This window comes from Ascidiaceihabitans donghaensis, from assembly GCF_900302465.1.
Taxonomy (GTDB): domain Bacteria; phylum Pseudomonadota; class Alphaproteobacteria; order Rhodobacterales; family Rhodobacteraceae; genus Ascidiaceihabitans; species Ascidiaceihabitans donghaensis.
Genome location: NZ_OMOR01000001.1, coordinates 875,569 through 888,386, shown reverse-complemented (window position 1 = coordinate 888,386; position 12,818 = coordinate 875,569). Strand labels below are relative to the sequence as shown.

Genomic DNA, 12,818 nt, shown 5'->3' with positions numbered 1-12,818 from the left:
CAATTGTTCAACGCCAAGGTGTTCTGGTGACAGGTCCCTTTTTGGTTGTTAGGGTCTTCCAGACGCAGCTGCCCCACAGTGCGGGCGGCTGCCTATTGGGAGGACGACAATGAAGACATTTAAACTGGGCCGCCGCGCCTTGATTGCGACGGCCATTGCAACATTGGGCTTTGCGGCACCCGCCTTGTCGGATGGACACAAAGTTCTAGACAGCATTCACTTTTTGATTCCCGGCGGCGCGGGAGGCGGATGGGATGGCACCGCGCGCGGCACAGGCGAAGCTTTGACCGCCGCAGGCCTTGTGGGCAGTGCATCTTACGAAAATATGTCAGGTGGCGGCGGCGGGAAAGCCATCGGTTATCTGATCGAAAACGCCGACAGCAATCACGGCACTTTGATGGTCAACTCAACGCCAATCGTGATCCGGTCTTTGACAGGTGTTTTCCCACACAACTTTCGGGATTTGACTTTGGTTTCGGGCACAATCGGAGACTACGCTGCGATGGTAGTGGGCAAAGACAGCCCGATCAATTCGATGGCTGACTTGATCGCCGCCTATGACGCGAACGCATCTGGAACGGCCATCGGCGGTGGATCTGTTCCGGGCGGCATGGATCATCTGGTCGCTGCCATGGTTATGGAAGCTGCCGGGAAAGACGCTTTGGGCGTGAAGTACATTCCTTACGATGCCGGCGGCAAAGCTATGGCAGCCTTACTGTCAGGCGAAATCGCGGCACTCTCGACAGGGTTCTCAGAGGCCGTTGATCTGGCCAATGCCGGTGAGGTCAAAATCATTGGTGTCACTTCAGACGCACGCGTAGACGCGGCCCCCGACGCCATGACCATGAAAGAACAGGGCATTGATACAACCTTCGTCAACTGGCGCGGGTTCTTCGGAGCACCGGGCCTTCCAGCGGACAAACTGGCAATGTATCAGGACGCGATCGAAAAGATGTATGATACACCCGAATGGGAAGAAGTGCGTGCACGAAATGGATGGGTGAATATCCACAACTCGGGTGACGACTTTAAAGCGTTTCTCGAGGCACAAGAGAAGACCATCGGGGACCTCATGAAGAAACTGGGTTTCTTGTAAAACGGTTTGGGGGCTTTGCCCCCGCCCTAACGGGCACCCCCAAAGTACTTGGACGCGAAAGGAAAAGAGGAGACGGCAAACGCGGCCTCCTCTCTCTTTTGAAGGTGATCAAGACCTTCCTTCCGCACGGTCATCGGCTCTTCAGCCTGTACCGTGGCAGGACAGTAGGATGCATTCTGTTAAAAATTGCTTTCCTTTCGCACAAAATACTTCGGGGGCGTCCGAAGGACGGGGGCAGCGCCCCATTTTTAATGTAACAGGGAAAACCAAAAATGGCTTTGGACCGCTGGATAGGGTTGATCTTACTTGGAATTTGTCTGGCCTACGGATACGCGGCATGGTTCACGATGGACGGCAATCTTGCGCCTTTCATGCAGCGAAATCCTATATGGCCAAGTACGTTCCCAAAAGTTCTGTCGATTTTGGGGATTATAGCTGCATTGACCATATTGTCGGGTGTGGAAAAGTCGCCCCCCAAAGAAGCTGAAATCGATTATCGGCGGCTGGGAGATTATAAATCGGGCCAAGCCCTTTTGCTACTATGTCTTATGATCACCTATGCCTTGTGTCTTCGGCCCATCGGCTTTCTGACATCGACGACGCTTTTTCTGATGCTGGGGGCATTTATCCTCGGCGAACGCAAATGGCACATTATGGTACCTGTCGCCGTAGTCGCCAGTTTGGTGGTTTGGTATTTGGTTCAGGAAATTCTTGGCATCTACATGCGGCCGTTGCCTGGCTTTATAGGAGGTTGACGTGCTTGAGGGTTTATTGATCGGACTACAAACGGCTTTGTCCTTCCAAAATTTATTGATGGTGATCGGAGGCTGCCTGATTGGCACCTTTATCGGCATGCTGCCTGGTCTTGGCCCCATGTCGATCATCGCGATTATGATCCCCGTTGCCATTTCTATAGGTGACGCTTCTGCTGCCCTGATCCTGCTGGCCGGCGTCTACTACGGGGCTATTTTCGGCGGGTCGACATCATCCATCTTGTTGAATGCCCCAGGAGTAGCGGGGACTGTCGCCTCAAGCTTTGACGGCTACCCGATGGCCCAACAGGGCAAAGCCGGCAAAGCGCTTACAATTGCGGCCATAGCAAGCTTTGCGGGCGGTACCATCGGAGCAATCTTGTTGATGGTTTTCGCCCCTGCGCTGTCTACCGTTGCGCTGCTGTTTCATTCCGCTGAATACTTTGCGCTTATGGTTGTTGGATTGTCCGCCATCGCAACATTTGCAGGCACAGGCCAAGTGGCGAAAGCTATGCTTATGACCATACTGGGATTGATCATGGCCACCGTTGGCGAAGGGGCGCTGTTCAATCTGCCGCGGTTCACCATGGGCATCATGGACCTGCAATCCGGATTTGGATTCATAACCTTGGCCATGGCAATGTTCGCCCTGCCCGAAGCGATTTTTCTGGTCCTTAAACCCAAGAACCTCAAAGGTGGCGAGGGTGAGATCAAGGATCTGCGCATCACCCGGGCAGAGGCCAAAGCTATCGCGCCCGTTATTGGCAGACAGTCGTTGCAAGGGTTCTTCATTGGCGTTCTGCCCGGTGCTGGCGCCACCATCGCCAGCTTTTTGGGGTATGCGGTAGAACGCAACATTGCGCCAAAGGCGGAACAAGACCAGTTTGGCAAAGGATCCATCAAAGGGTTGGCCGCCCCTGAAACCGCCAACAATGCCGCCTGCACAGGGTCATTTGTCCCTTTGTTGACGCTTGGTATTCCGGGGTCAGGCACGACCGCTATTTTGCTGGGTGCGCTAATCGCTTTGAATGTTTCCCCCGGTCCAAGATTGATGATTGATGAACCCCAAATTTTCTGGGCTGTGATCATGTCGATGTTCATTGGCAATCTTGTGTTGCTCATTTTGAACCTGCCGTTGATCCCTTACATCGCCAAAGTCTTGTCGGTACCGCGCAATTATCTGATTCCGTTCATCTTATTCTTCACACTCATGGGCGCCTATATTGGACAAAACAACGCGACCGAGCTTTTGTTGCTGGTCGGATTTGGCGTATGTGCCACGGCACTCAAGTTTGCGGATTACCCGCTTGCCCCATTGTTGATCGGCTTCATTCTGGGTGGGTTGATGGAAGACAACTTTGCCCGCTCCATGCAGCTTTACGATGGCATCGCTTTCATTTGGGAACGGCCAATGACATTGGGGCTGTTGCTGATTGCAGGCGGGCTTGTTTTGTTGCCAAGCATACGCGGCAGAATTGCCAGACGCCGCGCCGCCGGTGTTGCCGACGGAAATTAAGAACAACATCAAGATGCGGGGGCGCCATGAGAACCAACCGATTGCACCTGAACCGCATTTTGCAGAGGCCACACAAACACACCGGCGCAAAGCCTCCCGTTGATCGCTTGACCTTTAGGGGCAAAATCGGCCAAATCAGTCAACTGTGAAAGGCTTAAAACATGCATACACCGGTCATAACTGGCACAGGCGTCTTCACGCCGGACAATACCATATCCAACGCCGAGCTGGTGACGGCGTTCAATGCCTATGCTGATAAATTCAATGCCGAACACGCGGCCGCGATTGAAGCCGGTGACATGGACGCAAAGCCGCATTCCTCTGAAGACTTCATTTTCAAAGCATCCGGCATCGAAAGTCGCTATGTGATTAACAAATCAGGTGTTCTAGACCCTGATGTGATGCATCCCTTGTTGCGTCAACGTGGCGATGATGAACCATCCTTGATGGCTGAAATGGGCTTGGACGCCGCTTTGAAAGCCCTGAAAGCGGCAGGAAAAACGGCTGAAGATGTAGGCGCTGTGATTTGCGCCGCTTCCAATATGGAACGCGCGTACCCTGCCGTTGCAATCGAAATACAGCAATTGCTTGGGGTGCAGGGGTTTGCCTTTGATATGAACGTCGCGTGTTCATCGGCAACCTTTGGCATTCAAGCTGCCGCTGACATGGTCAAATCGGGCAGCATAAAAAGCGCCTTGGTTGTGAACCCTGAAATTTGCTCTGCACATTTGGAATGGCGCGACCGCGATTGTCATTTCATTTTTGGCGACGTGGCCACCGCAACATTCATCGAGCGTGAAGAAGACGCCGCAGGGTCCCATTTCAAGATCAAGTCGACCCGTTGCGCCACGGATTTTTCCAACAATATCCGCAACAACAACGGCTTTTTGCGGCGCTCCCGTCCCGATGGCGTGGCTGACCGCCGCGACATGCAGTTTATGCAAAACGGGCGCAAAGTGTTCAAGGAGGTGCTGCCATTGGTCAGTGCGCATATCGCAGAACACATGGGTGACGAAAACGTGCAGGCCACTGACCTGAAACGCCTTTGGTTGCATCAAGCCAACAAATCTATGAATGATTTCATCGGCAAGAAGGTCCTTGGACGCAATCCCGAGCCGGGCGAACAGCCCAACATTTTGCAAGATTACGCCAACACGTCTTCAGCCGGGTCGATTATCGCGTTTTCCAAATACTCGGACGACTTTGAAAACGGCGATATCGGTCTGATCTGTTCGTTTGGTGCGGGATATTCTGTGGGCTCTGTGATCGTGGAACGCTGCGACTAGGTGTCTTTGACAGACACGCGCTTGTGCACCTCTTCCACCGTTTCCACCCGTTCCGAATAGCGGTCGACCAGATAATCTGAGCGGCCACGCACCATCCACGTGAACTTTACCAGTTCTTCCATCACATCAACGATGCGGCGGTAAAACGGACCTTCGGGCAGCCGCCCATCTTTGAATTCCAGCCACGCCTTGGGGATGCTGGATTGATTGGGGATCGTGACCATACGCATCCAGCGGCCCAGAATACGCATCTGATTGACGGCGTTAAAGGACTGGGACCCGCCTGAAACTTGCATGATGGCCAGTGTCTTGCCCTGCGTGGGGCGTATGCCGCCTTGCAATGACAATGGCAGCCAATCGATCTGTGTTTTCATAAGACCCGTCATTGCGCCGTGCCGCTCGGGGCTGGACCACACCATGCCCTCGGACCACACAACAAGATCACGCAATTCCTGCACTTTGGGATGATCTGGGTCTGCGTCATCGACCAAGGGAAGCCCCGTAGGGTCAAACATCTTTGTATCACACCCCAAAAGGCGCAGCACACGCGCGGATTCCTCCGCGGCAAAACGTGAATAGCTGGCTTCCCGCAATGACCCATACAGCAACAAAATGCGCGGCTTGTGTCCGGGGTCACCGGGCGCCTTCAGCATATCGATGTCGATGGCAGGCAAAGCCTCTGCGATCAAAGCATCCAGATCGTCAGCCACTTTCATCTTCCAGATGAAGTTTCATGTCGATCAGAACCTGTTGCAACTGCGTGGTTTCTTTCAGCAATCGCTTGGCTTCATTCACTGTGATGATGCCGTCTTCGATGGATTGCTGATACTCGGACATAAGCATCGCAAAGCGCTGGCTTAGCGCGATAACATCAGAATTGACGCTGCCCTTGACCTTATGATTGGGCCGGCGTTCATCGAAGGCGATCGTGCCGCCCTGAAGTTCGGCCAAAGCACCTGTCACATGCGGATACTTGGACGCCCGTTCCAGATGCACCACGGCGTCAATCGGCATGAACCGATCGGCGTGTTCGGCATGGTCGGAATAGTACCGCCCAAGCGTCGCCTTCGACTTTCCCGTTAGCTCACATGCAGGTTCAATCCCTACATCTTTCACCAAAGCCTCGGTGTGTTTCTTCAAATAGCTGCCAAATGCTTCCATAGATCGGTCCCCACGTCTGCCGCCAAACCCTGACAGGGGAATGCGCATTGTCTATTCCCATTACTAAGAACGAATTGAAATGTCATTGCTTAATCAACCCGAACGGATCGGGCGTGAAGAGTATGCGACATGTGTCGCACAGATCGGGTGGGGTCATTTGCCCTCAAACGGGATCGTTAGTTTAGGCGGTGCATGCCTTGCACCCATCCCTCGGGCGAAAGTCCACGCAAGGCATGAAGGTATATGGTCTAACGGTGTTGCAGACGATAGAGCGGCAAAAACCGCCAACTTGCAACGACCCCACCCAAAACTTGGGGCGCGCTCTTGCTCCGGCTTGAGTGCGCCTTTATTCAGACGCCATGGCGAAACTATACTTCCATTATTCGACGATGAATGCGGGCAAATCCACCGTTTTGCTGCAAGCGGCCCACAACTATGTGGAACGCGGAATGACCCCCTATTTGCTGACCGCACAATTCGACAACCGCGCAGGCGACGGTCGCATTGCATCGCGTATCGGCATCGGGTCAGACGCCGACACCTTCAACGCCGAAACAGATTTGTTTGCCAAGCTGAAAGGGGTGCTTGCGACCACCCCCATCGCCTGCGTCTTTATAGACGAGGCGCAGTTTTTAAGCCGTGACCAGGTTTGGCAATTGGCCGATGCCGTTGACGATCTTGGATTGCCCATCATGTGCTACGGGTTGCGCGTTGATTTTCAAGGCGAACTTTTCCCCGGCTCTGCCACCCTGCTTGCTTTGGCGGATGAAATGCGTGAAGTCCGCACCATCTGCCACTGCGGCAAAAAAGCCACCATGGTGGTTCGCAAAGACGACGACGGCCGCGTGTTAACCGGCGGCGACCAAGTGCAAATCGGCGGCAACGAAACCTATGTATCGCTGTGCCGCCGTCATTGGCGCGAAGCCGTCGGGCGTTAAAAACACCCCGACACTGCTGTCTTCAAACTGCGTTCGGTGGCGTTTGCCCCCCATTCAGATGAGCAACCAGATTGTCCAACGCCATCAAACCCATGTCCACCCGCACCTCTAGGGCTGCTGTCCCCAAATGCGGCAACAACACAACATTTTCCAAGTCCCGAAGCGCTTGCGGCACTTGTGGTTCAAATTCGTACACATCCAAACCCGCCCCTGCGATGTCATCTTCTTGAAGCGCTGCTATCAATGCGGCTTCTTCCACCACATCGCCACGCGCAATATTGACCAGATGCGCTGTGGGTTTCATGGCAGCAAACACATCCGCCCCGATCAGATGATGTGTCGCGGCCCCGCCCGGCACGGCCACAACCAAAACATCAACCTCGGCAGCCAAAGCCGTCAAACTGTCATAGGGCGTCGCCTTAAAATCAAGATCTTTGGGTGAGCGGCTGAAATAGGCCACCTGCATTTCAAACCCTAAATGACAGCGCCGCGCAATCGCTTGCCCGATACGGCCCATGCCGACGATTCCAACAGTTTTCCCTGTCACATGAAGGCCCAGCATTTGCGTGGGATGCCACCCTGCCCATGCCCCGCTGCGTACCAGGCGTTCACCTTCGCCAGCGCGACGCGCACTCATCAATATCAGGGTCATGGCGGTGTCAGCTGTCGCATCCGTGACAGCCCCCGGCGTGTTGGAAACAACCACCCCCGCACCGTGCGCCGCATCAGTATCAATGTGGTTAAACCCCACACCAAAATTGGCCAAAATAGAACAGCGCGGGTTTGGCACATCGGCAAACACCTCCGCCGAAAACACATCCCCCAACGTGGGCATCACCCCATCGTAATCACGCAAAGCATTGCGCATTTCGTCACCGCTCAGCGGATGTGTGTGGGGTCGCACATCCACTTCGAAGGCCGCATATGCAGGGGCTAAAACAGCCTCGGGCAAAGGCCGCGCAATCAGAATCTTTTTCAGCACATCCGCTCCCCCGCAGCAACGTCATGATCCGGCGAGATCAACACGACACCGCCGTCCGCATCATGCAAACCCAGCACCAGCACCTCGGACATAAAGGGGCCGATCTGGCGGGGCGGGAAATTCACAACGCCCATGACCTGTCTGCCCACAAGCGCCTCGGGCGTGTAGTGCGCAGTGATCTGGGCCGAGGTTTTGCGCTCACCGATCTCGGGTCCGAAATCGATCCACATCTTGATGGCGGGTTTGCGTGCCTCGGGGAAAGGTTCAGCCCGCACCACGCGCCCGACCCGGATGTCGACTTTCATAAAATCGTCGAAAGTAATCTCAGCCATTGGCCAACTCCCTTGATCTGTCAGCGGCCGCAGCCACCGTTTTTTGTATCAACGGCGGCAAACCAGTTGCAGTGTCCATCAAAACCTCAAGCCCTGCTTGTGTCGTGCCATTTGGGCTGGTGACATTGACCCGCAACTGGCTTGGCGCATCATCGGATTGTTCAGCCAGGGCACCGGCCCCCGCAACCGTGGCTTTGGCCAATTGCATCGCCATATCGGCAGGCAAACCTTGGGCCTCGCCTGCAGCCGCCAAACATTCAATCATGTGGAAGACATAGGCGGGACCAGATCCGCTCACGCCAGTGACTGCATCAATTTGCGCTTCAGTGTCGAGACGTACGACTTGGCCAACGGCCTGTAACAGCGCATCGGCTTCATGCAGACCACCAGCGGGGACATGAGGGTTGGCGACGATCGCAGTAATGCCTTTGCCAATGGCCGCAGGGGTGTTTGGCATCGCACGAACAATGGGGGTGCCAGCGCCTAAAACGGCTTCAAAATGCGCGATGGTGGTGCCAGCTGCAACGCTGACAAACAGCGTGTCACCCCCGCCCATGGCTTGCAAACGGGGCAAAGCTTCGCCCATCATCTGCGGCTTGACTGCAATCAAAACCACTGCGGGGGCAGATGGCACGTCGACGTTGATATGAACGCCGGACGCCCGCACCCAATCGGAAGGGTTCGGATCCAGCACATAGACAGACGTCGCAGGCAAACCGCTGTCCAGCCATCCGGCCAGCATTGCAGACCCCATCTTGCCACACCCCAACAACACAAGGCCGCCTTTTGCGATACGACTGTCTTTCATGAATTGCCCCCAAGTTTTGCTTCGGGGCGAAGTGTTACGCGCGGCCGTATGCCTCTGCAATGGCAACCTGCATTGCGTCTTTTGGGGTCCGGTCGCCCCAGACAAGCAATTGCAATGCAGGGTAATATCGCTCGGCGCTCATGACAGCGGCATTGATCATGGTATCGACCTGATCAGGGCCTGCGTCCTGCCCACCTGCCAGCACCAGCCCATAGCGGTACACCATAAGCTTTTGTTCCGCCCAATAGGTAAAGGACCCGGCCCAGCACTGGTCATTCACAAGATTCAACAATTCATAAAGCGCAGGCAGCTTTTCTTCCGGCGGCTCCATTTCAAAGGTGCATACCATACGCAAGGTCTCATCATATCCCGACCAAGCAAGGGTCACAGAATAGGTGCGCCATTGGCCTTCCACAGCCATGGCAATCTGGTCATCAGCAATGCGGTCAAAATCCCACTCGTGATGCACTGCGATGTGCTCGACCAAATCAATGGGGTGAATATCGTCTTCAATGAACTGTTCGGAAAGGGCCATGAATACCACCAGTCTATTGGGTTAGCGGAAGGGGGCGGCTGCGCCCCAAACACTAGATGCCTGCATGAGATATCGAGGATCACCCCCGCATCTTCACAACATATGGTGCTATGCGCATAAGCATCTGGCAACCCTTTAGTTGGGGATAACCGCAATAACTTGTGGACAAAGACGACCTTACATCAAGATAATGCGGGCCGGACTTCTTTTCGCTACAAATATCCTCGCCGAAGGCATGCGGTGTGCAAACACAAAAACGCCCCACCTAAAGGCAGGGCGATCACTCTCCACCAGCTGTAAAATGTAATGGCGCGGCAGCGCCTCCGGTTATTTGGCTTCCAGCGCCTCAAGACGTGCTTTTAGCGCTTCATTTTCTTCACGTGCCTTCTGGGCCATGGCGCGCACAGCGTCGAATTCTTCGCGGGTTACGAAATCACGATCTGCCAGCCAACGATCCATCAGCGATTTCATCGCCGTTTCGGCTTCATCTTTGGCGCCCTGCGCCACGCCCATTGCGTTGGTCATCAACTGGGAAATATCATCAAAAATCTTACCGCGGGCTTGCATGGGGCGTTTCTCCTTCGTGGGTAACCCTTATATGGGGCCACGGTGTGGGTTGCGCAAGGTTGACTTCGCCCATGAAGCAGAGGCATTCAGACGCAGATGAAAGCCATGATCCCCTTCCCCAATATCTCGCCCGAGATATTTTCCGTCACTTTGTTCGGTATGGAATTTGCGCTGCGATGGTATGCGCTGGCCTATATTGCAGGTATTTTGATCGGGTGGCGTTTGGTTGTCATGGCGATCAAAGCGCCACGGCTATGGCCGCAACACCAACCCGTCATGACGCCTCAACAGATCGAGGATCTGCTGACCTGGGTGATTTTGGGTGTCATCTTTGGCGGTCGTTTGGGATATGTATTTTTCTACCAACCCGCAGCCTATCTGCAAAATCCGACCCAAATCCTGTTTTTGTGGCAAGGGGGCATGGCCTTTCACGGTGGTTTGATCGGCGTCATCATTGCGGGGTGGCTGTACACGCGGCGTTACGGCATTCCAAAGCTAAGTGCTGCCGATATCGTGGTGCTTGGCGTCCCTCTGGGGCTGCTGCTGGGCCGTTTTGCCAACTTCATCAACGCAGAGCTTTGGGGCCGCCCCACCGATCTGCCTTGGGGTGTGCCTTTCCCGACGCAAGCCGCGCAATACTGCCCCGATGTGGTGGGGCTTTGCGCCCGCCACCCGTCGCAATTGTATGAAGCCGCACTTGAAGGGCTTTTGCTGGGCGCCGTATTGCTTTGGATTGTCTGGCGCCGCGGTGCTCTGAAAAAGCCCGGTCTTGTGGCTGGCACATTCTTTGCAGGCTACGGGCTGGCGCGGTTTCTGGTCGAATTTGTACGCCAACCAGACGCGCATTTCATCACCGACACCAACCCGTTGGGGTTGGCTTTGCAGATGGGTGGATACGGATTGACGATGGGGCAACTGCTGTCTTTGCCCATGATCGTCGTGGGCCTTGTTTTGATCATACGCGCACGGCGCACCGCAGCGGCGTGAGCCTTAAAGACATCATTGTCCGGCGCATCCGCCACGATGGTCCGCTCAGTGTCGCCGACTATATGGCGACGTGTTTGCTGCATCCCGAACACGGATATTACAGCACACGCGACCCGTTTGGCACAGACGGGGATTTCACCACTGCACCGGAAATCAGCCAGATGTTTGGTGAGCTTATCGGCCTTTCCCTGGCCCAAAGCTGGTTGGATCAAGGCGCCCCCGACCGTTTCACATTGGCAGAACTGGGTCCGGGGCGCGGCACCATGATGGCTGACGTTTTACGCGCCACCGCAAAAGTGCCCGGTTTTCATGCCGCAGCCCAAGTCACACTGTTCGAAGCCTCAAGCACGTTGCGACGCATACAAAGCGACACGATTGCACATCCTTTGACCTATCTGGACGACATCGCTGATCTGCCACAGCTCCCATTGTTTCTGGTGGCCAATGAATTTTTCGACGCTTTGCCCATAAGACAATTCGTGCGTGACGGTGCAGGCTGGCGGGAACGGCAAGTGGGGATAGACGGCGAAACATTGCAATTCGGCCTTGGTCCCAATCTTCCGCAACCGGCCTTATCGCACCGGCTGGAAGACACCAAAGACGGCGACATGGTCGAAGACTGCCCCGGTGCCGCCCCGATCATCGACGGCATCGGGACACGCATCACACAGCATGGCGGCGCTGCGATTGTCATTGACTATGGCGATTGGCGCAGTCTTGGCGACACGCTTCAAGCGTTGCAAAACCATGCTCCAACAGATCCTCTACAGTGTCCCGGGGACGCTGACCTAACCGCCCACGTCGATTTTGAAGCCCTCTGCGCCGCTGTGCCCTGTGCCCATTCCAAAGTAACGCCACAGGGTGTTTTTCTAGAACGGTTAGGCATTACGCAAAGGGCGCAATCGCTGGCTGCGTCTTTGCGTGATACGGCACTTGATACGCATATTGATGCACATCGGCGCTTGACGCACCCCGACGAAATGGGAAACCTGTTCAAAGTGCTGGGCCTTTTTCCCAAGCAGCATGCGCCACCAGCGGGACTTGAACCATGACCCTCGAAATTCTGACCAGCGATGCCCTGCAATCGATCAAACACGGGTTTTTCACGCGACGGGGCGGTGCGTCATCAGGCGTATTCGAGGGCCTGAATTGCGGGGTTGGCAGTTCGGATCAAACGGAAGTTGTAAAAATCAACAGGGCCCGTGTCGCACAGGCAATGGACGTGGGCGAAGAAGAATTGGTCGGCGTGCATCAAGTCCATTCTGCCGATGTCGTGACCGTGACGCACGCGTCATCTGAACGCCCCAAGGCGGACGCAATGGTCACAAGCACGCCTGGCATTGCTTTGGCTATTTTGACAGCCGACTGTCAGCCGGTTCTTTTTGCAGACACCATTGCAGGCGTGATCGGTGCCGCGCACGCGGGTTCGCGTGGGGCATTGGACGGCGTGCTGGATGCAACTGTCGATGCCATGGTCTCAATCGGGGCGGACAGACAACGGATCACCGCCATCATAGGCCCTTCGATCAGCCAACGCGCTTACGAAGTAGGTCCGGAATTCATGGACGATTTCATGATGGAAGATCCGCAAAATGCGCGTTTCTTTGCAGCCGGCACCGGAGATCGGATGCAGTTCGATTTGACCGGATATGGCGTGCACCGTTTGCGCACCGCTGGTATCGGACATGCGGAATGGACACGACATTGCACCTATTCCGACCCGGACCGTTTCTATTCGTACCGGCGCAGTGTGCATCGCAAAGAAGCCGATTACGGACGACTGATTTCGGCCATTCGCCTGTAACGCGCCACGCGCTTGTGATCCGAACAGTCCGAAATATGGCAACAATTCTATCGC

15 protein-coding genes are annotated in these 12,818 nt (G+C 55.1%); 8 read left to right on the top strand and 7 right to left on the bottom strand.

Annotated features, from left to right (window positions below; all coding sequences use genetic code 11):
- The first annotated feature begins 109 nt into the window (after positions 1-109).
- The 4 genes from ASD8599_RS04435 to ASD8599_RS04420 all read left to right on the top strand — a co-directional run bounded on the left by ASD8599_RS04435 (position 110) and on the right by ASD8599_RS04420 (position 4,650).
- Positions 110-1,096: a Bug family tripartite tricarboxylate transporter substrate binding protein gene (locus ASD8599_RS04435; RefSeq protein ID WP_108827417.1), complete on the top strand. Its 987-nt coding sequence runs from the start codon at positions 110-112 to the stop codon at positions 1,094-1,096.
- 272 nt (positions 1,097-1,368) lie between these two features.
- Positions 1,369-1,851 carry a tripartite tricarboxylate transporter TctB family protein gene (locus tag ASD8599_RS04430; protein ID WP_108827416.1) on the top strand — a complete coding sequence of 161 codons (483 nt, stop codon included), beginning with the start codon at positions 1,369-1,371 and terminating at the stop codon, positions 1,849-1,851.
- 1 nt (position 1,852) lies between these two features.
- The gene (locus tag ASD8599_RS04425) at positions 1,853-3,364 is read left to right on the top strand and encodes a tripartite tricarboxylate transporter permease (RefSeq protein ID WP_108827415.1); all 1,512 of its coding nucleotides are present in this window, start codon (positions 1,853-1,855) and stop codon (positions 3,362-3,364) included.
- A 161-nt stretch (positions 3,365-3,525) separates the two neighbouring features.
- Positions 3,526-4,650 carry a beta-ketoacyl-ACP synthase III gene (locus ASD8599_RS04420; protein ID WP_108827414.1) on the top strand — a complete coding sequence of 375 codons (1,125 nt, stop codon included), beginning with the start codon at positions 3,526-3,528 and terminating at the stop codon, positions 4,648-4,650.
- On the opposite strand, the gene arsH is transcribed toward ASD8599_RS04420, so the two are convergent.
- Both arsH and ASD8599_RS04410 read right to left on the bottom strand, forming a co-directional pair.
- Positions 4,647-5,366: an arsenical resistance protein ArsH gene (gene arsH, locus ASD8599_RS04415; RefSeq protein ID WP_108827413.1), complete on the bottom strand. Its 720-nt coding sequence runs from the start codon at positions 5,364-5,366 to the stop codon at positions 4,647-4,649. The genes ASD8599_RS04420 and arsH overlap by 4 nt on opposite strands.
- Complete coding sequence (locus tag ASD8599_RS04410; protein WP_108830000.1) at positions 5,353-5,811, bottom strand: hypothetical protein; 459 nt, start codon at positions 5,809-5,811, stop codon at positions 5,353-5,355. Before ASD8599_RS04410 ends, arsH begins: the two co-directional genes overlap by 14 nt.
- A 359-nt stretch (positions 5,812-6,170) precedes the next feature.
- Here ASD8599_RS04410 and ASD8599_RS04405 point away from each other — a divergent pair, with 359 nt between their 5' ends.
- Positions 6,171-6,749, top strand: a complete 579-nt coding sequence (locus ASD8599_RS04405) for a thymidine kinase (protein ID WP_108827412.1) — start codon at positions 6,171-6,173, stop codon at positions 6,747-6,749.
- A gap of 22 nt (positions 6,750-6,771) precedes the next feature.
- On the opposite strand, the gene ASD8599_RS04400 is transcribed toward ASD8599_RS04405, so the two are convergent.
- From ASD8599_RS04400 to ASD8599_RS04380, 5 genes are all read right to left on the bottom strand, one after another.
- Positions 6,772-7,728 carry a 2-hydroxyacid dehydrogenase gene (locus ASD8599_RS04400; RefSeq protein ID WP_108829999.1) on the bottom strand — a complete coding sequence of 319 codons (957 nt, stop codon included), beginning with the start codon at positions 7,726-7,728 and terminating at the stop codon, positions 6,772-6,774.
- Complete coding sequence (locus tag ASD8599_RS04395) at positions 7,725-8,063, bottom strand: tRNA-binding protein (RefSeq protein WP_108827411.1); 339 nt, start codon at positions 8,061-8,063, stop codon at positions 7,725-7,727. Before ASD8599_RS04395 ends, ASD8599_RS04400 begins: the two co-directional genes overlap by 4 nt.
- Positions 8,056-8,871 carry a pyrroline-5-carboxylate reductase gene (gene proC, locus ASD8599_RS04390; protein WP_108827410.1) on the bottom strand — a complete coding sequence of 272 codons (816 nt, stop codon included), beginning with the start codon at positions 8,869-8,871 and terminating at the stop codon, positions 8,056-8,058. Before proC ends, ASD8599_RS04395 begins: the two co-directional genes overlap by 8 nt.
- Before the next feature lie 34 nt (positions 8,872-8,905).
- Positions 8,906-9,406, bottom strand: a complete 501-nt coding sequence (locus ASD8599_RS04385; protein WP_108827409.1) for a type III secretion system chaperone family protein — start codon at positions 9,404-9,406, stop codon at positions 8,906-8,908.
- A gap of 327 nt (positions 9,407-9,733) precedes the next feature.
- A complete protein-coding gene (locus tag ASD8599_RS04380) occupies positions 9,734-9,973 on the bottom strand; it encodes an accessory factor UbiK family protein (RefSeq protein ID WP_108827408.1) in 240 nt (79 codons plus the stop codon).
- A 96-nt stretch (positions 9,974-10,069) separates the two neighbouring features.
- Here ASD8599_RS04380 and lgt point away from each other — a divergent pair, with 96 nt between their 5' ends.
- Genes lgt through pgeF form a run of 3 tightly spaced genes read left to right on the top strand, consistent with a single transcriptional unit; the run spans position 10,070 to position 12,764 of the window.
- Complete coding sequence (gene lgt, locus ASD8599_RS04375) at positions 10,070-10,960, top strand: prolipoprotein diacylglyceryl transferase (protein WP_108827407.1); 891 nt, start codon at positions 10,070-10,072, stop codon at positions 10,958-10,960.
- Positions 10,957-12,012: a class I SAM-dependent methyltransferase gene (locus tag ASD8599_RS04370; RefSeq protein ID WP_181364405.1), complete on the top strand. Its 1,056-nt coding sequence runs from the start codon at positions 10,957-10,959 to the stop codon at positions 12,010-12,012. Before lgt ends, ASD8599_RS04370 begins: the two co-directional genes overlap by 4 nt.
- Complete coding sequence (pgeF, locus tag ASD8599_RS04365; RefSeq protein WP_108827406.1) at positions 12,009-12,764, top strand: peptidoglycan editing factor PgeF; 756 nt, start codon at positions 12,009-12,011, stop codon at positions 12,762-12,764. Before ASD8599_RS04370 ends, pgeF begins: the two co-directional genes overlap by 4 nt.
- Positions 12,765-12,818: the final 54 nt, after the last annotated feature.

Excerpts from the sequence above, each read along its gene's own strand:
- ASD8599_RS04435 (WP_108827417.1), top strand. The coding sequence starts at position 110 with ATGAAGACATTTAAACTGGGCCGCCGCGCCTTGATTGCGACGGCCATT.
- ASD8599_RS04430 (WP_108827416.1), top strand. The coding sequence starts at position 1,369 with ATGGCTTTGGACCGCTGGATAGGGTTGATCTTACTTGGAATTTGTCTG.
- ASD8599_RS04420 (WP_108827414.1), top strand. The coding sequence starts at position 3,526 with ATGCATACACCGGTCATAACTGGCACAGGCGTCTTCACGCCGGACAAT.
- arsH (WP_108827413.1), bottom strand. The coding sequence starts at position 5,366 with ATGAAAGTGGCTGACGATCTGGATGCTTTGATCGCAGAGGCTTTGCCT.
- ASD8599_RS04410 (WP_108830000.1), bottom strand. The coding sequence starts at position 5,811 with ATGGAAGCATTTGGCAGCTATTTGAAGAAACACACCGAGGCTTTGGTG.
- ASD8599_RS04405 (WP_108827412.1), top strand. The coding sequence starts at position 6,171 with ATGGCGAAACTATACTTCCATTATTCGACGATGAATGCGGGCAAATCC.
- ASD8599_RS04395 (WP_108827411.1), bottom strand. The coding sequence starts at position 8,063 with ATGGCTGAGATTACTTTCGACGATTTTATGAAAGTCGACATCCGGGTC.
- proC (WP_108827410.1), bottom strand. The coding sequence starts at position 8,871 with ATGAAAGACAGTCGTATCGCAAAAGGCGGCCTTGTGTTGTTGGGGTGT.
- ASD8599_RS04385 (WP_108827409.1), bottom strand. The coding sequence starts at position 9,406 with ATGGCCCTTTCCGAACAGTTCATTGAAGACGATATTCACCCCATTGAT.
- ASD8599_RS04380 (WP_108827408.1), bottom strand. The coding sequence starts at position 9,973 with ATGCAAGCCCGCGGTAAGATTTTTGATGATATTTCCCAGTTGATGACC.
- lgt (WP_108827407.1), top strand. The coding sequence starts at position 10,070 with ATGAAAGCCATGATCCCCTTCCCCAATATCTCGCCCGAGATATTTTCC.
- pgeF (WP_108827406.1), top strand. The coding sequence starts at position 12,009 with ATGACCCTCGAAATTCTGACCAGCGATGCCCTGCAATCGATCAAACAC.